Below are 21,365 nucleotides of genomic sequence, written 5' to 3' on the forward strand. Positions count from 1 at the left end.
CATCGCACGAAATTGTACACATAAAATACTTAAAGTTATTTATAGATGCGGAGCACTTTGTGCTTGAAATGCTTACGAAAAACCCCAAGGTCGAGGCAAAAATAAATTTCAATGAGGGAGTTTAGATCAACTAAATGACCGAATTGAAATTTATTTTTAACGAAGAGATTGGGATTTTGCGTAAGTCCTGAATCAGTTACTTTTGTTTATTGCAAAGCCAATGACTCTATAAAACTCAACACTTTGCCCTCATCCCTAGTTTTAGGGATGCTAGGTAAGCTTGCAAGGATAGTGCGACCATACTCTCGGCTTACAAGTCGTGGATCTGCAATCATTAATACTCCTTTATCACTCTCGTCACGAATCAAGCGACCTACCCCTTGTTTTAAAGCGATGACGGCATTTGGCAAAGAATACTCATCAAAGTCAGACAAGCCCTTTTGTTTCAAATAGGCCATTCTTCCTTTGGTAACAGGATCAACTGGACTAGCAAAAGGCAACTTGTCAATGATGACACAGGACAGTGCTTCCCCTTTGACATCAACCCCCTCCCAAAAAGTAGACGTGCCTAGTAATACTGCATTGCCTAATTCCCTAAATCGAGCTAGAAGAATTGGTTTTGCTTCATCCCCTTGTACTAATAAAGGGTACTTTATTTTTTTTTCCAATTGATTAGCAACAAGCTGAAGTGCTCTGTGACTTGTAAATAAGAAAAAGCATCGACCTCCACAGGCTTCAATGATGGGTAATGCTCTATGAAGTAAAGCGGGATAATAATCCTCATCCTTAGGGTCTGGTAATCCTCTAGGGAAATACAATAAGGACTGCTTCTGATAGTTAAAGGGACTTGGCAATAATAACGTGTGTGGATTTTCGAGCCCTAAGGAGTTGCAAAAACAATGAAAAGAACCCGCCATTGTGAGAGTCGCTGAAGTAAATACAAAGCTGCTAGATTGGCTTTTCATTAATTGACGAAAAGACTCTGACACATCGAATGGTGTGGAATGCAGTACTAACGTGTGTTTAAAACGCTCTAGCCAACGGATTTTATTTGTACTTTGATTGTTAAATGCTAAAGTGGCCTCTTCAAACTCAACCAATCGTTCCTTGCAACGCTTAAGCCCAGGGACATCTTGAATGGTTTCATCGTCTAAACATGCTGATATCTCATCCAACAAAGACAACAATTGCTCCCACGTTTCAATAAAAGTTCTATTCCTTTGAACATCATCCCAAGCAACTCTTTCTTCTTTTCCTGTCAATGAATTGAGCAATTGATCGATCAACAAATCTGCTTTATAACTTAGTGCTTTAAACGGCTGGTTAGCCAAATCAATAATTGGCCATTCAGTCACAATATCGTTTATCAAATCACTAATTTGTCGAGTTCCTATGCGCTCACCATTAAAATTAGATGCGATTTCTGCCAGCTGATGCGCTTCATCAAAGACTACCATGTCAACACCGGGCAACAACTCTCCAAAACCTTCCTTTTTTAATTGGGAATCCGCAAAAAATAGATGGTGATTGATAACAACAAGATCCGCGTCCATCGCTCGTTTTCTGGCCTTAACTAAAAAGCAAGTCTCTTGGTGAGGGCATTCTGCACCTAAACAATTATCGGAAGTGGAAGTCACATAAGGCCAGACTGTAGAATCCTCTTGAATTTCTGGAAGCTCTGAGCGAACGCCATCCTGCATCTGCGACATTCTTTCTCGAACATGATGAACTTCATGGGCTGCTTGAGGACTTTGGAAATGCCCCTCTTCCGCATGCAAATGAACCCTATGTTGACAAATGTAATTTGAACGACCTTTTAAATTTTGAGTTCGAACTGACAAACCCAGTGCTTTAATCAGCATGGGTAAGTCCTTTTGAAAGAGTTGGTCTTGTAGCGTTTTAGTAGCTGTTGATATCAATGCCTTTTTGCCGCTCAGCAAACATGGGAGTAGGTATGCAAACGTTTTACCTGTACCAGTGCCGGCTTCAGCAACTAAGACTGATTTATTGGCTATGATTTCAGAAATGGCTACTGCCAATTCCGATTGAGGTGCTCGGGAGATAAACCCAGGGATTGCCGTAGATAACCTGCCCTTCTCACTGAGCATACGCCTGCAAGTTTCTCCAAGGGAACTTATTTCTTCCACTCTTTCTCGAGATAGTTTAATTTGTCCTTCACATCCTCCCAATCCTTGGCATCCGGAGGGCCATCCTTTTTAGCAGTAATGTTTGGCCAAGTTTTGGAGAGCTCGGCGTTGAGATCCTTGAATTGCTGTTGTTCATCGGTCAAATCATCTTCGGAGACAATCGCATTCACCGGACACTCTGGCTCACATAAAGCGCAATCGATACACTCATCAGGATGAATCACTAAAAAGTTGGGGCCCTCATAAAAACAATCTACAGGACAAACCTCCACACAATCGGTGTACTTACAGCGAATACAGCTTTCGGTAACGACAAAAGTCATAATGAACCTAACCTTTAGTCCAAATAAATAATGTGTATTAAATCATAAAATACACTTTATAAGATAGTACTTACCTGCATTAGCTGTCTCAACTTCGAATTTCTTCCAAAATTCAAATAAATTGACCACAACAAAACCAAGGTGATCAAATTTAAATTGTTTACGCTGTTCTGCCATGATAGAATTCCCATAATAACTTGAAGAATAACTAGTTAACTTATTGAATTATAGTTGTTTTTAGGAGAAATCATGCCTTTAACTCCCCCTCCTCATCGTCATGAAGAGCTCAATGCTTTAGTTGCTTTATACAACAAAATCCCTAAAGAAGATGCGGTAAAAAGACTCTATTTTCTTCAAAAAATCAATTATGAACTCAATCAACTGGATGTAGATTCTGCGCTCTACCAATGGATGAGTGATGAAAGCGAGAACGGCTGGTTGCACCAGCTATCTGAATTCGGAATTAATCGTTTCGCCTCGTTTACCCTCAAAGGCATACAGTTCGTCCAAGCAATTTCAGCGTCCCAGAGTGTCTCTGATCAATTTGACTCCCATAATTTGAATTTCTACCAATTGTTACAAGAGAGAGATGAACTACTAAAAGCCACCTTTGATGAAAGTACTTTTCAAAAAACGATTGAACAATTCATCCAAGTGAATGCCAAAATAAACCACCTAGTATTAACGGATGAATCGATTCGTGGACGTGTAAAAAAGCAGTTGGCCATCCTAAAGGTAATAACCCCTAAACTTCTTGCCATACAAGGACAAAACATTGATGACATCCCTGACTTACCAACCTATTTAACAAAAGAGCTAGGTCATCATGTTAATAATTACAATTATAAACTTGTTACAAATCAATGGGATGCTCCCTTTGTTCTTCGTGTAGAAGACCGATCCAAATTTGGTCTAGACCAAGAGCTCCTCTCTTACGAAGCGTCAAAATACTTTCTTGAAGATTATGCTGTTTTTATGTTGGAAACAAAAATCCAAGAAGAAGATGAACAAGCAATCGTCTATAGACCTGTCATTTTAGGACAATTTGCCAACCAAAATAACTTGCGCGAAGTGGCTAAACAAATGCATGGCACAAATCCTAAATACATAGGTCCTCAAGTAGCCTATTATTTTGAGCAAATCATCGAATTTAGTCGCAAGCTTATTCAAGCTAATGTCTATTTTCCAGACATAAAGCTCACTAACTTTTTAACTCACAATGATCGTATCCTAGTCAGTGATAGAAAAACGATAATCACGGATGAACAGCCTTTTGCTAAAGATGTTCGATCAACACCTAGCTATGCACCCGATGAATATTATAAGTGCCTAAACTTAAACACCATGAAGTTAAAATACTGGGCATACCGTACAAAATTGAATATGCCTCAATTCATGGCGTACCAAGTGGGAATAGCACTCAAGGAAGCTTTAATTTTAACACAACTTGAGGATACACCGAGTAACATTCGCGATAATGAGTTGAGGGCAGATCATTATTTCGATGCTCCATCAAGAGTCATCATTAATCTATCATTATTAGCTCAAGAGTTAACACGCTCAGTACCGTCAAATCGATTATCCTTGGATAATGCTGCAACCCTTATTAGGAATCGCAATTTGCCGACAGAACAATTTTATGCGCTTGTGGAAAAAATGCTACCCTCATCCCAGTTAGGGATAGTCGATGAAGTTGAAGAAGTACGGAAAGCCATCAAGAGTAATTTAAGAGGCCATGAATTTCTTGCCATAGCAAATCCAATCTTAGCTAAGATATCCCAAAGAGACCCCAAAGAACCAAGATTGAGTTTATTGGCTGAGCAGCTTGCAGAGAATTGCTTTAAAAGGGCTTCAAGAGCGTTTTATTTAACACTTTCTCAGACTATTGAGAAAGCTATTTTGGATAAGGACTGGGAAAAAGCTCCTTGGTACAGGAAAGCAATCCATTGGATTAGCTTTGGATACATTAGAGTAGAACGAGTAACCGAAGTTGAAGAAATTGTTACAGCCCAAAATACTTTAAGTGAACACAATACATCAGGCATCAATGCCGAAGAAGAGCTGATGAACAGAGAGCTTGAAACACATTTAACTGAGGCAAGATATATTCCATCCAGCTTATTAAAATCGGAGTTTGGGGAAACTGTGGCCGGGGATTTAGAGGACTATTTTTATAGTTATTTGGAAACAAAAAAGACCCCTCCTCAAAGTGAAGAGAGAATGGGCAAAGGGAAGACTAAAAATGCTCAAAAATCGGCTAAAGTTTCAAAAGAAGCTCCTATGCGAGAAGAAGAGCCTGAAGATTCAATTTTTAATAGTTTAGCAGTAGTTATCCATGAAGAGGTGGACACTCTCCCAAAACCAAGCCTCAAAGAGACTCCTCAAGATACTAGAACGATTTTAACATTTAACCATAACGAGAAAGCGGCTAAACAAGAAGAAGCTTCAGGAAAACCTAAACCACAAACGTTCTTCGCGCCTGCAAGTCAACCTAAAAAAGAGCATCATTCTAAAAAGGCAGACAATCCACTACTTAATCCTTCGAAGGCCTCTGGACAAGATGATCACGAGAAAAGGATGAAGGAAGTTGATCTGGTACCGAGTCTCATGTTTCTTGGAGATTGTGGAAGCCGAAACCAGCGGAGCCGCCGTAAAAAATCCCATGCAAGAACTCATGTGAGCAAGATTAATTGGACCCCCCCTACTGATGTTGAAACTTCGGAAAGCTTAAAGCACTAAATCGATGTTGCTCAGCAAATAGGTCCAACCATAACGAAAGGAAGTCGTTTGAAATGCTGACGATCTGAGCAATAGTATAAAAATTGTCTATATTTATACATAAGTAAGTCCAAAAAGTACTTGATTTAAAGAATGAAATGTTGAGACCTTTAGATCTAGGACATTAATAGATAGGGATGTAAGCAATGGAAGCTGAACGAAAAGAGCGGATCCTTAAGCGATATTTAAAAGAAAAAAGCTTAAATCCCGATTCCGTCAATTTGACCGAAATCGAATTAGCTCCCTATTCAGATCTGGACAAATTATTAGAGTATATCGATGAGCAAAACTCTGGGTTATTCGATTTTTCAAAAATTGAATCAGATGACTCTCAATGGCAACAACTCACTAATATTCTGAGCTACTCTGCGACATTTACCCCCGGATCCCCCCCCATTTTAAACTCAATTAACGAACAAAGCGCTCTGTTTGGCTTGAAGTATTGGAAAAACGCTCGAGAAATCAGTAAATTACCCAAGGATAACTATTACACTAGACCTGTCGTCAAACAACTGGAAGAGGACGTTGAGTTAAGGAGCTTAATTAACAAAAGTCGCTCTAAACTCTATCAACTCTTGCAAAGCCTCTCCGACGCAGGTTCATTGAGCCCTTTAGACAATGGACAAGTAGATGCACAAATCAACTCGCTGACCAAGTCAATGGATTCACTTGAAGAAAATTCACTGTTAAAGGCGAAACTGCAATCCCAACTCAGTCTTCTTATAGACATTAAAAAGTTAAACCATCTAGAACGATTGAGAATCCCCCAAGACCAAGGGCCAGTTATTGATTGTTGTACAATTATCGACTCCGTGGGTGGAGTTACCGAAAAGATTTCTTTAATGAAATTAAATCATGTTAAGGAACGGCTGGAAAAATTATGCTCCCAAGAGCCATTTTCTTTAGAGCTTTATACGTCTAACCGTGAGCATTATTCGCTCTACCCCGAGGGGATTATCAAACTCCCAAAGCGGGGCAATATTAAAGAAGTGCAGCGAGAAGCCATTGCATTAAACATTTCACGCATCTTAGGAATTGATACATCCACCTCAGTAACTGTTTCTTACCATAACCACCCCGCTCTATTTGTGCCATTCGATACTATTGAGCTATTACATGAATTTACCCTCGGCAAAAAAATAGCTGCAAACTTAGGGTTGTTTGGCCAAACCTATACTCATTATTCCACGATTAAACCTATTGGAGAAGGGATTCAAGCGGACACCTTTATAGATGATTTTGGACATGTTTTAGGACTTATCTATTTGTGCAGCGATACAGACGCTATCGGTGGCTATTGCCAAAATAAAGCTCTAAAAAATTCACGGAGGATCTTTGTCTTTGATCAATCCGTGATGGACGTTGACAAATTCATTTTAGATTCAAGCCTTAACTTACAACCCGATCAATTTATTATGAAGCACACACGACATGGTCAAGGACGAAATAGAACGCTCATTGAAGATTCATCCATGATAACTAAGTTTGCAAGTCTCATGCAATTGAAAGAGCTAGGGGATAAAATTATTCAATACGTGAATTACTTGGCTTGGCATCATCAAAACCGTATCGAAGTCATAGTTCAACAACTTCAAAGCTTTGTAGAAAAAAATCAGCGAGCTCTGTTGTGGCAAGAACTCAATGACTTGCAGGCGCTTGAACAGGATGCTGAGCTCCTAAAAAGCACACTAGCCCATCGTATTGCCAAGATCGATGCTGTTTTGCCAAAAACCAGCGGCTCAATAAACCCATTAGATATTCAACAGGCATTGATCTTCGAAAAACTGGTCAACAACCCCGTTTTATTTACTGATGATGCAAGGCCTTATAAGAACCCATGGACTACAAGGCATGTCCTTAAAATTACAACGATTAGTGAACTTGATGATGAGCATTTACAATTATCCTTTAACGATAAACCCTCAGAAAGCATGATAGGATTTATTAAACGGCGTGGGAGCTTAGATTCCATCACTATGAAGTCAACCAAATCCGTCATTATTAGCAAATCTGATTTGTTTAGAGTTACCGAATCGTCAATACACCCCGAGCATAATCTTGCGTGGTCAGAAGACACGAACTATTTAGATCTTAAGGACTTAGACCAAATCAAGCTCGCTTATGGAGAAGGAAACACAGGAAAAATACTAGGCATTATTTCAGATTACCAAGCCAAAGTAAGCCTTGAATCGACCACAAAGGCTGAAAAACTGGAGTGCATTAAACAAACAGAGTCTTCTTTAAAAGAGCTCATACTGACAGCTCATGATAAGGGTTTTGGCATGCATGTGCTTAAAAAATTCTATTTTGATTCTCATCAGCAATTGCAGAAAATGATGAGTCCTCATGATTTGCCTGAACATCTTAGTGAAGCCTTTGTCGCAGCTCTCAAACTCGATCGAGTCTCTGAGTTCAATTCGGTGATTGCTGAAGGCCTTGCACAAAATAAGATAACTGATGAAAAGCTTGCCGCTTTCCTGGACTCTTGCATCCACAGATCGAAGACAGCAAGTAATTATAAAGAAGCACAAAAAGAAAGCCATGCTCTGCAGACGGATGCCCTACAAGTCAAAATCCATTTACAACAGTCTATGAGTGCGTCTTTTATACAAACAGGAACAACAAGCCCAACAGCTCAAAGCACCTTTGAAATACGTATTATTGAAGATTTAGAAGAAGATTTAACCGTAGATAGAGCAGATCTAGCTACTCAACTGAAGGAACCAGTGTCTCCTCAAAACTCGATGCGTAATGAAGAATCAGCGAGTGAAGAGACTAGGTTAAAAATGTAAAAGGGACTTTTACTACTGTATAGACAACATGGAGTGATTATGCCAGTACATGAGCGACGCCAACATTTTCGAATAGATGATCATGTCTATTTTGATTATAAAATTATAGAGCCAGGTGCCTTTTATTCTGATGAGGCACTAACAAATCAATTATTGGGCGAGAATGGCCAAAAATATTTGGAAGCACATCAATATTTTCAAAGTATCGATGTTGAGCTCTCTGAATTGACTCAAACTCTCGCTATTGAAGAGCCTGCTATAGCCCATTACCTAAATTTACTAAACGCAAAGATTGACTATTTATCACGGCAAATATTGATGACCAATAAAATTCAACTGCGCAAGGTCAATATTAGTTTAGGGGGTATGGCTTTTAAAACCCATGAGCAGGTAAAAGAAAAAACCAATGTAAAAATTATCCTGTATACTAAACCCAGAATGATCCCGATTATTATTGATGCTATGGTTGTTTATAGTCAATTCCAATCAGAAGCACATTACAGGACAGCTGTGACTTTTTGTAATTTAACCAGTGAACAGGAACAACTTTTATCGCAACATATTTTGCAAGCCCAAGTAAAAAGTAGAGCTGATTAAATTGAAGACAAGGCTTGGCCCAATTTAAAATTTAAAGCATAATGTACTTCGACCACGATGTATTAAGGTTCAACATGAGTAGGAAGATATTCTGTAGCAAACTAAAACAAGAAGCTGAAGGCCTTGTAAAGCCTCCTTTTCCAGGGGCTTTAGGCGAAAAAATATTTAATGAAGTCTCCAAACAAGCCTGGACGATGTGGCTTTCTCACCAGACAATGCTTATTAACGAGTATCGATTAAATCTTATTGAGGCGAAGGCACGAGATTTTCTAAAAGACGAAATGCAAAAGTATTTTTTTGGTGAAGGTTCAGATAAACCCGCAGGGTTTAAAGAAATCAAATAAGGGCAAACAATGTTCCACGATCTATTGGCTTTAGGTGAAGAAGTTCAAGATGCACTCAATGAGAAAAAACCCGTTGTAGCTCTTGAGTCAACAATTATATCTCATGGTATGCCCTACCCCGACAATTTAAAAACGGCCATTGAAGTTGAGGATATCCTTCGCCAACAAGGAGCAATTCCTGCCACTATTGCGTTATACCAAGGCAAGATACATGTGGGATTGTCGAAAGACATGATGGAACATTTAGCGACCCACACCCAAGTTAAAAAGGCTTCTCGCCGAGATATCGCCTACGTGTTAACACAAAAGCAAACGGCTAGTACTACAGTAGCAGCGACCATGTATTGTGCCCATCTTGCAAAACTCTCGTTGTTTGTAACTGGAGGAATTGGTGGAGTCCACCAAGACGTCAACAACAGCTTTGATATTTCTGCGGATTTGATTGAATTATCCACTACTCCTATCACAGTGATATGCGCAGGCGCGAAATCGATTTTGGATCTACCCAAGACACTGGAAGTATTAGAAACTTTTGGAGTCCCTGTGATCGGTTATACCTCCGATGAGTTCCCTGCATTTTACAGTCGATCAAGTGGAATACCCGTTGTGCATCGACTAGATACCCCAAAGGATATTGCAAAACTCATTCACACCCAACGCCAGCTGAACATGAATAACGGCATAGTTATAGCCAACCCTATTCCAAGCACAGCGGAAATTTCAGATGCTGAAATGATGCCTTTTATAAGACAAGCCCATCAAGAAGCCAAAAAAATCAGTGGTAAAGACCTCACTCCATTTTTGCTTAAACGAATTACCGAGCTTACGGCTGGTAAAAGCTTAGAAGCCAATATAGCGCTCATTAAAAACAATGCCTTATTGGGAGGCCAAATCGCAGTAGCCTGTCAAGAAAAATATTTTTAAAAAAATCACACACAACCCTTGACTCAAAACTCATCTCGGAGTCTAATAGCAACCCTCAAGGCCAGATAGCTCAGTCGGTAGAGCAGAGGATTGAAAATCCTCGTGTCGGCGGTTCGATTCCGTCTCTGGCCACCATGTAAATCAAAGAGTTACGTAGTAGTTCCCAAATTTTGTCAAATCTCATGTAGACACAATGTAGACAATATAAAGACTCTTCTCCTGCATTATAAATTCAGCAAATATAAGCCCATATGTAGACTCACTGCTATAATTAGATTTAAGTAACCGGATTAAATATGTTGGGTCTTTCCCATTATGTTTTTAGGCGGATGACAAGCAGCAGTCTATGTATAACTAATTTGGGATAATTATGCTCTGGATAAGCATATTGATTGGAGGAGTTATTGGTGCTATTTCCGGCTTAGTGTTTCACTATATTTTAAAAGAAAAGACGACTCTATATATATAAATGAACCTCCAGAAAAAATAGCGATCTATTCCGCTGCTTTAGTTAATAGCATATTACCAAAACATATTCTTAAAGCTTCAGATGAATCAATTTTTAACTACATAAGTCTCACAATTAATCTTTATCAAGTACTGTATAAAGAAGATCCCGATTTAATTGTGAAAATTGAAATGGGGCAATTAGACAACAAGCTGTTCAACTTAGAAAAATATGGTGCTCTGTTTAATCAAATATTAAAAGCTAAGGAAGAAATAATTCTTTCAGGAAAAGATACAACAAATCCAGAAATTAACACTGCCAAAGCAATGTATATTGCGCCCTTGGAAAATTTCCTAGGGATAATGAATGCTTGTCTTGAAATGGAAAATTTTAATAATTGGTGGGTTTTATTAATTTTGGATTTTTAAAATTCTTATTCCATTTTAATTATTACAATTCTAGGTGGGACAAGAAATACAAGTGGGGCAGCGTGATTGATATTGATTTGAAAGAGTCCCACTCAAGAAATTGTGAGTGGGACGAGTGGGACAATTAAAAAACTTCCTCATACTCCCAAATTTTTCCAGTGAAAACGTAACACCTAGGCATGCCTATTCCGCGTATTCTTGGCTTTTGAGAGTTTTTTCCATCATTGCCTGGCACTAACCATCCCTCTTTACTCAAAACGTTTATTACGGTCTTAAAATCAAATCCTTTGCAGATTTCATTTTTAAAGACTTCTGAAAGAACCAAATATTCACGATCTTCATTTTCAGAGTCACGATAAAATCCTGCACGATTATGGATACGTTCATTATTAGGGTATTTAATATCGTCAAAGCGGCTTGCACCATGAGCTTCAAAGAATGCCTTAACTTGAGATAGAATTGCCCTATCCTCGCGATTACCAGTTGCACCAAATGAATCTAACCAAGCTTTAAAACAAACACTAACAGCTTTACTAGTGTCTCCTGCCAACCAACCTGTTAATCCATAATGCGTCGCCAATTCTCCGGCAATTGCTACTAATCCAAACCGTCTTGCCACTCTCATTGCTTGACCAGTCATGCTGGGTGTAGTGCATTTGTTAACAAAAGTTTGCACACTTTCAGTAATGGCTTTTGGCAGTTGGGCTTGATCTTTAACAATAGCCTTTAGCCATTCTAAACCAACTGTACCATGATAAGATGTAGTAAATTCTTTCAAAGCTAAGGCGAGACTCGAAGGATTTATATATTCATGCAAGCATTCAAAAATACCCATACTTGAACCAGCATCAGCTTCAATATCAGCCAAGCGAATTTCCTGACCCGCATTTACCTTTTGCTCTGCTTTTGCCATTAATGCGCTTAATGATTCCTCACCTGCCGAGAGAAAGAATAATCTCCAAGAGGCCGATGCGCGCGCAGTGCCATTTTTCGATGCTCGCGTTTTACCTTGACCATTTGCCAATAGGTAGGCTGCCTCTCCAACCTCTTTAGGATCAATTTGGCTCAACTCATCTAAAATCAGTAAACCATCATTATGCATAGCCGCTAAGCCTTCCAACCCATTGGATGTTGCACGCCATAAGCGAGTATAACTACTCGGGTCACCCCAAACAGATGCTGCCAATTTTAAAGCCGTCGTTTTGCCACAAGACGATGCACCTCTAAAATGAAACCCTCCTGAGTCTTCCCCTATCAAAGATGCTAGAGAAGGAGCAAAGGCACTTGAAATAGCAAAAATCAATCTTGAATTTTTACTGGCCAGACGGCCAATGGTATTACGCCAATCAGCAACTGAACCGACCTGTGAAAATGAAGGTGTCAATGCATGGGGGTTTTGAAATACTACAATCTCTGATTGCTCTCCAATTGATTCAGAAGAAGTAACAAAAACCCCACCATGCCAGCCCAACCTATCTACACAACGAGCTCGTTCTTCTACAGGAAAAACTTGTAAATAAGAAGCCAGTAAATCACGTGCAATTCTATTAGGCGATATTGCTAGGCCTAAAGAGGCTAGCTCTCTTCTAATCTCTGAAGTATCTCCTTGCACCAAAGCAATTGGCATTGCCCATTGATGTTTGAATCCATCATCATCTTGCCACTCTAATAACCTTCCCCACTCACCACTTTTAGCATCACGAGTTTTAGCTATTACATAAAGTGGGGAACATATCCACCGAGGAGGCAAATCAATGCCATCTTTATCCTTTCCGAGGAAAAATAAACCCTTATCGGAAACCTTAAAACGACCGCCAGCATAATCACAAAATGCAGTTTGATGATTTAAAGGAAAAGGTTTAACATTTGTTTTTATCACATTTTGATTAGACATAATTCTCTCCAACAACACACCAAGAAGGCTCTTCCCTAATAAGCGCCTTCTATACCAAGAAACTATTGATTGACAGCACGACCCATATCGCTAGTCGAACGGTATATTTTTTGTTGTTGTAGAAAATCTAAAATATCACTTTTACGATATAACACTTTACGTCCGATTTTAATGTAAGACACACCGGCACCAGCCCAACGATTGCGCTCTAATAACTGGGTAGAACAATTTAAAACTGCAGCTAATGTTTGTTGATTAAATAAACCTGAGACAGGTGCAGACTCAAATTCATTTAAAAATTGTAATCGAGATAGTTTATTAATAGACATAGGGAACCCCGTCAATTGATTATTCAACTCGGCATAATGCCGTCCGGATGCGTCCATGCACCTTGAACATCAGTTGACTTTTTAGGTCCCTGAAGGGATAAAAAAGCCGATGATACTTCAACTCCACAAAAACTTTGATAGCTCTTTAAGATCTAAAAAAGCTTTTTAAAACTTACGAGGGAATATTGATCCAGATTAAAAATATTGTCAAGTAAGACAAATCAAATTTTATAAATTATTAATTTAGGCAAATGTGAAAAGATATAAATTTCAGGCTAGAATTGATTGTCCCACTGCCCCACTTGTCAAAAATTGAAAGTGGGGCAATAAGGATTAGTGTTTATGCGATTGTCCCACTTGTCCCCGATGTCCCCTCCAATTCATATATTACTCTGCATAAAGCTCAACCATAAGACGATATATCTGGATTATTCGGAATATCATCGTGGATTTTTCGGGTTATTGTCTTGTATAATTCGGATTTTACTATTGGATTTATCGGGTTTTTGGTGGCTATTCCTCAAGAAATGTTGTATATTGAAACCATGTTACATATAAATGAATCCCTATGTTTGAAAGAAAATTAACTCCTATTATTACTGAGCTACTAGCTGAATTCAGAATTGTTTATTTAACAGGCCCACGACAAGCAGGAAAAACTACTTTAACAAAAATAATTGCTCAAAATGGTGGGTTTGAATACATTTCTTTTGATAATCAAACAATTCTCCATTCAGCTCAAACCGATCCTATTGGTTTTATAAATTCCTTCCATGAAAAAAAGGTCGTTTTGGATGAATTTCAATATATACCTGAATTAATACCAGCCATAAAACACGCCTCAGATAACCTGCCATCGAATGTAAAAGGAAAGTTCCTTTTAACCGGATCAGCAGATATTTTTCGCTCAGGGAAAACACAAGAAGCCTTACCTGGACATATGGCAAGATTAGAACTCTATCCACTGTCATTATCAGAAAAATATGAGACTGATTATAATATTATTGATTTACTATGTAATGAACATTTTAACTTAAATAACCTAACGCCGCTTACTCGCGCCAACTTAGCCAATTTAATTCTCGCAGGTGGATATCCAGAGGTTCAAGATAAAAGTCCAAGGGCAAAACAAATATGGTACAAATCTTATGTAGAAGGTCGTCTTTTTAAAGATTTCGAGACGCTATATCATGCTAAAGGTGACTATCGTTCTAAACTTGAAGCGCTTATTCCTTATTTAGCTGGAATCTCGGGTAATCTGCTTAAATATTCGAATATTTCAAATGACTTAGGTGAAGATGATAAACTAGTCAAAGCATATATCGAAGTTTTAGAATTGATGTTTATTATTAAAAGAGTCCCTGCTTACTTAAAAAATAAAGCAAAACGACAAGCTATTACAATGCCTAAGATCCAAACAATAGACACGGGACTTGCCTGTAGCCTTTTAGGTATAAAAAATGAAGAGCAATTACTTAATAGTCCTCACTATGGAGGGCTTTTAGAAAATTTAATCTATATGGAATTGCTCAAACAAAACAGTTGGTCAGAAGAGAGAGTAGAGTTATTACATTTTCGAGATAAATATCAAAATGAAGTGGATATCGTCTTAGAGAGGGATAATCATCAGATCATTGGAGTTGAAATCAAAGCATCAGCAACCGTAAACATGCATGATTTTAAAGGATTAATAAAGTTGGCAGAATTTAACCCTTCAAAATTTCAATATGGTGTCATTTTTTATTCTGGAAAAGATATATTACCCTTCTCAAAAAATGAAATTAAATTGTTCGCCTTACCAATAAGTTTGTTTATCAAGTCAAATACAACCAAGGATGATGTTCACTAAATCAATAATAAATATTAAAAACAAGAGCCTCCGAAGAGGCTCTGTGCCCTAGGAGCAGAGTCCTAGGGGAAGTAGTAATATAATTATACGCATATATTCATTAACCATCAAATCACTCCTACCGAACTATCGAGTAATTCTCAGCAGTTGCTTCCTCAGAAAACTCTCTATTGTTACCTGTATCACAAGACATCTGCCCCACTAAAAAATCACTGATTCTTTGCATGGGTTTTCTCAAACGTTCAACATCTCGCATTATATACCCGGCAGTTACATCATGTGTCATTTTATGATTTAGTAACCGTTTTAATGCATAAGCTGGTAGATCAAGACTCTCTGCAGTGGTCGCAAAAGTTCTTCTTAAATCATGAACAGTAAATGACACACCCGATAATTCAGCCACTTTTAACATAGCTTTTCTGGGCTCCATGATATGTCCTGTTTTACTATCAGATGGGAAAACATAATCAGAAATTTTGAATTGTTTTCTTCGCAAGAATAATTCATAAAGAAAATCAGACATGGGCAAGGTATGAACTTCCCTATTCTTGGTGTCTTGCACGGTAAAAGTTCTTAATTTGAAATCAATCTCGCTCCAAGGTAAGGAAGCGGCTTCCATGCGTCTTAATCCCGTAAAGAGAATTAATAGAAAGTAATCACGCCACATCATAGCTTGGGGATAATCTTCTTGTTCGGCTAGTTTCAATAAGCCTTGGTGCCATTCAGTAAGTTGGTGACTCTTAATTACTGTGTTTTTCCGATCCACTCTGAACCAGCTGCGAGTATGGGAGAGATATTCAACAGGATTAACTGAAATAATAGGTTGTCTATTTTCAAGTTGATATTCATGAACGGCAAAGTTAAATACGGCGCGCAAGACCCTCATTGCATAGTTGGAACGTGCTTTACTATTAACTGTTCCATATTCTGTATGACGTTTAGAAATCATCTCTCGAGTAATATCAATTAAAGGTTTATTTAACCAATCAGGCATAACCTGTCTTAAAACATTTCGATAATCCATTACCGTAAACTCTTTTAAATCCTTCCGAGCTTTAAGATAATCATTGAAAACAGAGTTTAAAGTCATTAATTTAATTTTAATACTTTTCTTCTCAGCAATAGGATTATCTCCTCTCGCAATCCGACCCAACAAGTCTTTCGCTTGCTTTCTAGCTTCTTCTACAGTAATTGCTCCGTACTTCCCTAAAGTGATGCGTTTTACTTTTCCTTCTATACGTGTTTCGACAACAAAACTTTTCATCCCACTTGATGTAATACGTAGCGCAAAACCTTTTAAGTGTTCATCCCGATAAAATACCTGATCTTTACCTTCAACCGGCTTCATTTTATCAACTACTGATTTTGTCAATTTTATTGAGCTCGTATTTTCCATAATCTATCCTTAACTTAACTAGGAAAAACAAAATGTAGACGCAATGTAGACAGATTAATTAAAACTAGTTAATAACTAAAAAATTGTAATAAGTTGAAATATACTTGATTTTAAAAGGACATTAAAGGTTTTTATAGGTTAATAAGGGGTAATAAAATTGGATTAATTAGGATTGAAAATCCTCGTGTCGGCGGTTCGATTCCGTCTCTGGCCACCATGTAAATCAATAGATTACATAGTGGTTGCAGAAATCAGTAAATGGCTCTTCCCTAAATCCGGGGACACTTCACTCATCCACAAAGCACTCTAACTCTTAACCTATAATTTTCAAAATTTCTAAATCCATAAGCCCTACGTTGAATCAAAGAGTTAGATTACTATAATCCGATTAAAGTGCCCCCTTTTTTGGGGTAGAGCCAAGTTATCCTTCCATCTTAGAAAAAACTCGGTCGATCAGTGCAACATCCCTCTAGTCCATCACTAATGGTATTTAGACCAGAACCAATGATATCAATTAAATTAACGATTGGACTAACCAGGGCTGCAATACATAAAACAATCATATTGAATAAACACTTTTGCAAATCACTCGCATTTTGGGTAAAACCATCAACATTAGAGGTAGCTGCAGAGACATGAAGAAGTGAGGTATTTACGATAAATCCATACATCATCTCAGCAGCCAATATTCCAAAAACAACTGGTGCTGTTAAAGGCGAATAAATTTTGAGTAAGTCCTCTCTTTTGCTAAATGACTGGAAAAAACCCATATTTGCGGGGTTGTTAACCATCAACCCGCCTGATTTTTTAGTACCAAACAAAAGTTGTTCAACTACAAATTGACCTGCTGTGCCTCCTCCTAAATGCAAGAGACCTGCATTGATCGCCTCTAAAAATTCATGATCAATAAACCCATATGGATTACTGCATGAAATTGACAGGCGACTTTCAGGTGCTGATGCGAGGTCGGTAAAGTCTTTTGTTCTTATTTCACATAACTTTTTCATGGCAGCTAAATCATCTTCCGCCGACAACATTTCTTGACTGCTTACGACCGAAATGCCATTCGAAAACCATCGATTACCCCTATGTATTGCAAAATCAGAACCCAACTTCGAATCAACCGAAAACCAATCTTCAAGAATATTAGTCTCTTGAATCAAAGACTTGCTGTCTGCTCTGGGTTTTGAATTAAACGTCGGTACAGGGACAAAAAATTCATCCGAGCAGTATTCATAAACGACATGCATAGGAAAAAGCTTTTGCGCGCCTCCCACACATTCTTTCCATTGTTTATCTATCGAATTGAAATCGGGATTGGGAGCATTACGCATATCCTCATAGTCTTGAAGCGCTTTAATAATGGTGTTTTCAAAATCAAAATGATGTTCAGTGATTTCTTTTCCGTTGAACGTATAAGTCACTCCTGTATTTTTCACCTTGTTGTATTGTGCCAATAATTCTTTGGACAGTTCCTTGTTCATCTTGTCTTTAGGGATGCAATCAAGAAGCATCATCCAACCATGTTTATCCAAAGCCCAAAGCATGTATTCAAAAGCACTGATATTCTCGAAAGTTCGACCTGAACAGTCAGTGACTTTCCCTCTTTTACAGAGCAAGGAGAGGTCATTTTTTAGCATCTTTTGAACCGCATCATCTTCGCGACGAACTGCCTTTTCCAGAAATGCAGTTAGTTTTTTCTCATCCCCTAGGGGCTTGAATAGAGTGTGGTTGGCCTTTGAGGTTTGCCTTATACGGACAATATGAGATGGGTCTAAATAGTTACCCAGTTCTTTTTCCAATAGGTCTTTGGGTAATTCATTAAAAGGAAATTCAAATTTTTCGTTCATAATTAGTTCTCGTCGTTATCAAATAATACATGGCGTTTACGGGTTGTTAAGAGATTACGACCAATGTGGAGTAGGTGTTGCTATGCGCACCCCTATGGTAGCGACTCGGATTGAATTGGACTGGATTGGGGGCAATGTTTAATCAAGCACGAACAACCGAGCCGCGACCATAAGGGAGCGGACAGCCAGCCTACAGTTGCCTTAGTAAGCAAAATAACTGGCGTAATTCTTTTAATGAGTGGTTGTTAGTGTGCAGGGATTTTATGGCTTGGGAATTCGATGGCATGAAAGACTTCAGCAACAGAGCACTGGGTCATGTTTTGATGGGCTTTAAGCTCTAATACGGCTAACATCTCGACTACTTCCATACTATGCAACATGATCAGCTCACATTGCGAAACTATTGTTCAATTATACCCGTTTTTTATTAAGGAATTATTAAACAACCGCTAGGCTATTTTTAGCGCGAATTGCCTCAAATTATCTGTTGCCGAAGAAGTATCAAAATTAGGTGTCTCCAAAGAATACCACAGAGCAACTGGATTGATGGTCTGATGGCCAATAAGTACCCGTATTCAATGTGTTTGTTGGGTTGAAACAACCCAACATGTATCGGTCAATCTTAAAGTGGAGCTGTAGCTAGTAATGACCGCTCCTCTGTGATGCTTGGTTTTTTAGGCTGTATTTCTTCAAAAATCGACTTTACAGCTCTCTGCGGTTCAATAACCACCCCAACAGTTTGACTAGGTCCCAATTTCTGTAAATGAACAGCAGAATCCACTTGCACCTTCTCCTGCACTGACTCAATGCGTTCATCATGATCCTCTTCAGAAGTCCACCAGTGAATCAATCCCGCTGAAAGACCACCGAAGGCCAATCCTGCTCCTACGATAGCTAAAGCAGCTGGGCCAAGCAAAGTAGATACACCGATGATGGCTGATATCAGTGGTGCAAAAAGAACAGCAGAAATCATACCTAAAGCGCTTGCAACGTGTGTTGCAACAATCATAACCACGTTTGAAGCATAGAACCCTAATAAAACTCCGCTGGCTGCACTTAATAAAGCCGTTGAACTTAAACCGAATACAGTAAGCCAAGAAGGCGTTGATTCCTCTTTCGCTTCACTAGCATCTTTCGTCAATTCGTCCTTATTTGTTAAGGAAGATTCTATGGGTTGGACTTTTACAGGTGAAGGACCTTTGTTCAAATGAACTTCCAAAGCAACAAAGCCATAGCCAATTCCTACCCCAATTAAACCAATTAAAACCCCACCCACAATCGCTGGAGCCGAAAATAAAAAAGGAGCCAACAGGTCTAACAAATTCACCCCATGCAATACCCCCAGGAAAAAAGCTTCTGATAACGCTTGGGTAAAAACCATGCCTGATCCTACCCAGAATATTAAGCCACTAATTCCAAGCGACGATAAAGCAGTTAATAAATAGATTAGCCAGGAAGGCGATTTGTTGGAGTTAGTTTTAAATTTAGCCATAATATAAAATCCTTTTAAAAAATAAATCACTGCGTGACCAATGCCGAACCACGCAGAACATTAGTAGAACAAACTAGATCGATTTAACCACTATTACTTTATTTAAAGCTATTTTGCAGTGCCATTCCTCCTGTATGAGTTGATGTTTGGGGATTGAAAGAAAAAAATGTATTTTGGTTAGTATGTGTATGCTCATTCTCACTCTTTTTGTGATTAAGCATGAATTCATTGATTACAGAAAGAGATGCTGGATTTTTTTTTGCCAAGTCCAGTACAGTTTTTCCAGTTTTATTCGTCAACATTAATGCTTCAAGACGCCTATCTTCTGGCAAGCATTCTAAAATAGTTTGTAACGCTTGGTGCTTTTCCGCTACCAAATGCAGTACAGTATCGCCAAAAATATTGGCAATTCTCACCGCCTCCATACACTGGTTTTCCGGCAAAAATCCTAAAATAGTTTTTAAAGATAGGGGATTTTCTGCTGCCTCATGCAATACTGTATATTTAGTTTGATTCGTAAACTTTATTAACTCAAAGAGATCCTTTTTTGGTAAAAGGTCTAAAATAACTTTCAGTGATTCAGAATTGCATCCCACTCGAACAAGAACTGTTTGGCCAAATTGATTTACAGGCTTTAGAGCCTCCACACGCTTATCTTCAGGCAGAAGTTTTAAAATAGTTTGTAAAGATAGGGGATTTTCTGCTACACAATCCATTACTGTAACGCCGAAGTCATTTCCAAACTTTACCGCCTCTAGGCGCTTATCCATTGGCAGAAGTTCTATAATGGTTTGCAAAGATTCTAGATACTCTGATGCGGAGTGCAGTACTGTATTGGAAGCAAAGCGAGGTTTCATTTTAATCGTTAACACCTCTAGGCGATTTTCTTCTGGCAAAAGCTCTAAAATAATTTTCAGCAAGCGGGGATATTTTGTTATTAAATGCAGTATCGTCTCACCATAAGAATTCGTAGTTTTTACGCTCTGGAGACGTTGGTTTTCAGGTAAAGATTGGACATGGTTGCCAATAAACTCAAGTGCTTTCAGATAAAAAGACTCGTCAACTTTTCTTGCCCATTCCATCAAGTTCACAAGAGGAGCATTTGGGTATAGATGATAACATGAGGACATGACAGCATTTCCTAATTCATGCCTTTGCTCTAAGCTAAAAAATCCTTGACGGATGCATTGGACTAATTCCTCTAATGCTTTATCGGGTTCTTGCAAACGGATGCATTTTAATAGCAATGCATACCATTGCGGTGGAAAGTCCATGATAAGGGAAATGAATTCAAAATGATTCTTAGGTTCTATGTGTTGAATTGCTTTTTCTATGAATTGTTCCGGAAGCATGAACAATGTGGATTCTTCTTTTAGGGTGCGCAGTCCAGTGGGTTTTCTGTATTTGTCTTGTAATTGTTTTAGTCCTTTTGGACTTATAGCAACAGGATTATTCCATAATGGATTGTTTTGACAAGCTTGTGTTATTTCCCCTAAGTGCAAGGCAGCTGTTTCAACGCAGGTGCCTTTTTCCAGTTCTTTTTCAATGACATCCCCTAAGCTACATGTTTGTCCTTTGCTCTGTTTTAAGTCATGTTGAACTTGTTCTGGAAGTGATTTCAAATAGCGCATAAAGCGAGCCAATGCTACTTCGGCAGAGGTGCTTGCCATTTCACTACCAGTCATGCGCTCCCCGCCTAACAGTAAACCCTGAATGAGTTGTTCTAGTGCTTTTTTTGGGGTAATGCCTTTGTTTTCAAAAATGCTCATGTCTT

General features: G+C 38.5%; 16 protein-coding genes, 2 tRNA genes and 1 pseudogene. 9 read left to right on the forward strand and 10 right to left on the reverse strand.

What is annotated here, in order from left to right; translation table 11 throughout:
• Nucleotides 1-206 precede the first annotated feature (206 nt).
• Nucleotides 207-2,147, reverse strand: coding sequence for a DNA repair helicase YoaA (locus Lwal_RS05165; RefSeq protein WP_058479855.1), 1,941 nt, complete (start codon nucleotides 2,145-2,147; stop codon nucleotides 207-209).
• Nucleotides 2,135-2,470, reverse strand: coding sequence for a ferredoxin FdxA (fdxA, locus tag Lwal_RS05170; protein ID WP_058479856.1), 336 nt, complete (start codon nucleotides 2,468-2,470; stop codon nucleotides 2,135-2,137). Before fdxA ends, Lwal_RS05165 begins: the two co-directional genes overlap by 13 nt.
• Before the next feature lie 249 nt (nucleotides 2,471-2,719).
• On the opposite strand from fdxA, the gene legK7 reads away from it, so the two are divergent.
• The 7 genes from legK7 (at nucleotide 2,720) to Lwal_RS05205 (ending at nucleotide 10,781) form a co-directional block, all read left to right on the forward strand.
• Nucleotides 2,720-5,209: a LegK7 family Dot/Icm T4SS effector kinase gene (gene legK7 / locus Lwal_RS05175; RefSeq protein ID WP_058479857.1), complete on the forward strand. Its 2,490-nt coding sequence runs from the start codon at nucleotides 2,720-2,722 to the stop codon at nucleotides 5,207-5,209.
• A gap of 185 nt (nucleotides 5,210-5,394) precedes the next feature.
• Nucleotides 5,395-8,040: a hypothetical protein gene (locus tag Lwal_RS05180; RefSeq protein ID WP_058479858.1), complete on the forward strand. Its 2,646-nt coding sequence runs from the start codon at nucleotides 5,395-5,397 to the stop codon at nucleotides 8,038-8,040.
• Nucleotides 8,041-8,079: 39 nt separating this feature from the next.
• On the forward strand, nucleotides 8,080-8,637 hold the full coding sequence (locus Lwal_RS05185; protein ID WP_058479859.1) for a PilZ domain-containing protein: 558 nt from the start codon (nucleotides 8,080-8,082) through the stop codon (nucleotides 8,635-8,637).
• A 74-nt stretch (nucleotides 8,638-8,711) separates the two neighbouring features.
• A complete protein-coding gene (locus Lwal_RS05190; protein WP_058479860.1) occupies nucleotides 8,712-8,981 on the forward strand; it encodes an oxidative damage protection protein in 270 nt (89 codons plus the stop codon).
• Between the two features lie 9 nt (nucleotides 8,982-8,990).
• On the forward strand, nucleotides 8,991-9,905 hold the full coding sequence (locus Lwal_RS05195) for a pseudouridine-5'-phosphate glycosidase (RefSeq protein WP_058479861.1): 915 nt from the start codon (nucleotides 8,991-8,993) through the stop codon (nucleotides 9,903-9,905).
• 59 nt (nucleotides 9,906-9,964) lie between these two features.
• Nucleotides 9,965-10,040 (forward strand) — tRNA-Phe (locus Lwal_RS05200).
• Between the two features lie 492 nt (nucleotides 10,041-10,532).
• On the forward strand, nucleotides 10,533-10,781 hold the full coding sequence (locus Lwal_RS05205) for a hypothetical protein (RefSeq protein WP_058479862.1): 249 nt from the start codon (nucleotides 10,533-10,535) through the stop codon (nucleotides 10,779-10,781).
• A gap of 124 nt (nucleotides 10,782-10,905) precedes the next feature.
• Here Lwal_RS05205 and Lwal_RS05210 read toward each other — a convergent pair whose 3' ends face one another.
• Both Lwal_RS05210 and Lwal_RS05215 read right to left on the reverse strand, forming a co-directional pair.
• Nucleotides 10,906-12,675, reverse strand: a complete 1,770-nt coding sequence (locus Lwal_RS05210; protein WP_058479863.1) for a DUF927 domain-containing protein — start codon at nucleotides 12,673-12,675, stop codon at nucleotides 10,906-10,908.
• A gap of 62 nt (nucleotides 12,676-12,737) precedes the next feature.
• Nucleotides 12,738-13,004, reverse strand: coding sequence for a MerR family transcriptional regulator (locus Lwal_RS05215; protein ID WP_058479864.1), 267 nt, complete (start codon nucleotides 13,002-13,004; stop codon nucleotides 12,738-12,740).
• A 568-nt stretch (nucleotides 13,005-13,572) separates the two neighbouring features.
• Between Lwal_RS05215 and Lwal_RS05220 the strand changes: the two genes are divergently transcribed.
• Complete coding sequence (locus Lwal_RS05220) at nucleotides 13,573-14,853, forward strand: ATP-binding protein (RefSeq protein ID WP_058479865.1); 1,281 nt, start codon at nucleotides 13,573-13,575, stop codon at nucleotides 14,851-14,853.
• A gap of 118 nt (nucleotides 14,854-14,971) precedes the next feature.
• Here the strand turns inward: Lwal_RS05220 and Lwal_RS05225 are convergent, their stop codons facing one another.
• Nucleotides 14,972-16,249, reverse strand: a complete 1,278-nt coding sequence (locus Lwal_RS05225; RefSeq protein ID WP_058479866.1) for a tyrosine-type recombinase/integrase — start codon at nucleotides 16,247-16,249, stop codon at nucleotides 14,972-14,974.
• A 148-nt stretch (nucleotides 16,250-16,397) separates the two neighbouring features.
• On the opposite strand from Lwal_RS05225, the gene Lwal_RS05230 reads away from it, so the two are divergent.
• Nucleotides 16,398-16,466, forward strand: a tRNA-OTHER gene (locus tag Lwal_RS05230).
• Between the two features lie 73 nt (nucleotides 16,467-16,539).
• Here the strand turns inward: Lwal_RS05230 and Lwal_RS18170 are convergent.
• The 5 genes and pseudogenes from Lwal_RS18170 to Lwal_RS17510 all read right to left on the reverse strand — a co-directional run.
• Nucleotides 16,540-16,614 (reverse strand): annotated as a pseudogene (locus Lwal_RS18170) (transposase); the annotation flags it as partial.
• A gap of 69 nt (nucleotides 16,615-16,683) precedes the next feature.
• The gene (locus Lwal_RS17695) at nucleotides 16,684-18,099 is read right to left on the reverse strand and encodes a hypothetical protein (RefSeq protein WP_065235648.1); all 1,416 of its coding nucleotides are present in this window, start codon (nucleotides 18,097-18,099) and stop codon (nucleotides 16,684-16,686) included.
• A 245-nt stretch (nucleotides 18,100-18,344) separates the two neighbouring features.
• Entirely contained in the window at nucleotides 18,345-18,479 is a 135-nt protein-coding gene (locus tag Lwal_RS18035; protein ID WP_269458318.1) for a hypothetical protein, read from the reverse strand.
• 242 nt (nucleotides 18,480-18,721) lie between these two features.
• Entirely contained in the window at nucleotides 18,722-19,591 is an 870-nt protein-coding gene (locus Lwal_RS05240) for a hypothetical protein (RefSeq protein WP_058479867.1), read from the reverse strand.
• A 98-nt stretch (nucleotides 19,592-19,689) separates the two neighbouring features.
• Nucleotides 19,690-21,365: hypothetical protein (locus tag Lwal_RS17510; RefSeq protein ID WP_162264092.1), on the reverse strand; the 1,676-nt coding region annotated here is incomplete at its 5' end.

It is taken from the genome of Legionella waltersii, from assembly GCF_001468085.1.
GTDB classification, from domain to species: Bacteria; Pseudomonadota; Gammaproteobacteria; order Legionellales; family Legionellaceae; genus Legionella; species Legionella waltersii.

Excerpts from the sequence above, each read along its gene's own strand:
- fdxA (WP_058479856.1), bottom strand. The coding sequence starts at position 2,470 with ATGACTTTTGTCGTTACCGAAAGCTGTATTCGCTGTAAGTACACCGAT.
- legK7 (WP_058479857.1), top strand. The coding sequence starts at position 2,720 with ATGCCTTTAACTCCCCCTCCTCATCGTCATGAAGAGCTCAATGCTTTA.
- Lwal_RS05180 (WP_058479858.1), top strand. The coding sequence starts at position 5,395 with ATGGAAGCTGAACGAAAAGAGCGGATCCTTAAGCGATATTTAAAAGAA.
- Lwal_RS05185 (WP_058479859.1), top strand. The coding sequence starts at position 8,080 with ATGCCAGTACATGAGCGACGCCAACATTTTCGAATAGATGATCATGTC.
- Lwal_RS05190 (WP_058479860.1), top strand. The coding sequence starts at position 8,712 with ATGAGTAGGAAGATATTCTGTAGCAAACTAAAACAAGAAGCTGAAGGC.
- Lwal_RS05195 (WP_058479861.1), top strand. The coding sequence starts at position 8,991 with ATGTTCCACGATCTATTGGCTTTAGGTGAAGAAGTTCAAGATGCACTC.
- Lwal_RS05210 (WP_058479863.1), bottom strand. The coding sequence starts at position 12,675 with ATGTCTAATCAAAATGTGATAAAAACAAATGTTAAACCTTTTCCTTTA.
- Lwal_RS05215 (WP_058479864.1), bottom strand. The coding sequence starts at position 13,004 with ATGTCTATTAATAAACTATCTCGATTACAATTTTTAAATGAATTTGAG.
- Lwal_RS05220 (WP_058479865.1), top strand. The coding sequence starts at position 13,573 with ATGTTTGAAAGAAAATTAACTCCTATTATTACTGAGCTACTAGCTGAA.
- Lwal_RS05225 (WP_058479866.1), bottom strand. The coding sequence starts at position 16,249 with ATGGAAAATACGAGCTCAATAAAATTGACAAAATCAGTAGTTGATAAA.
- Lwal_RS17695 (WP_065235648.1), bottom strand. The coding sequence starts at position 18,099 with ATGAACGAAAAATTTGAATTTCCTTTTAATGAATTACCCAAAGACCTA.
- Lwal_RS18035 (WP_269458318.1), bottom strand. The coding sequence starts at position 18,479 with ATGTTGCATAGTATGGAAGTAGTCGAGATGTTAGCCGTATTAGAGCTT.
- Lwal_RS05240 (WP_058479867.1), bottom strand. The coding sequence starts at position 19,591 with ATGGCTAAATTTAAAACTAACTCCAACAAATCGCCTTCCTGGCTAATC.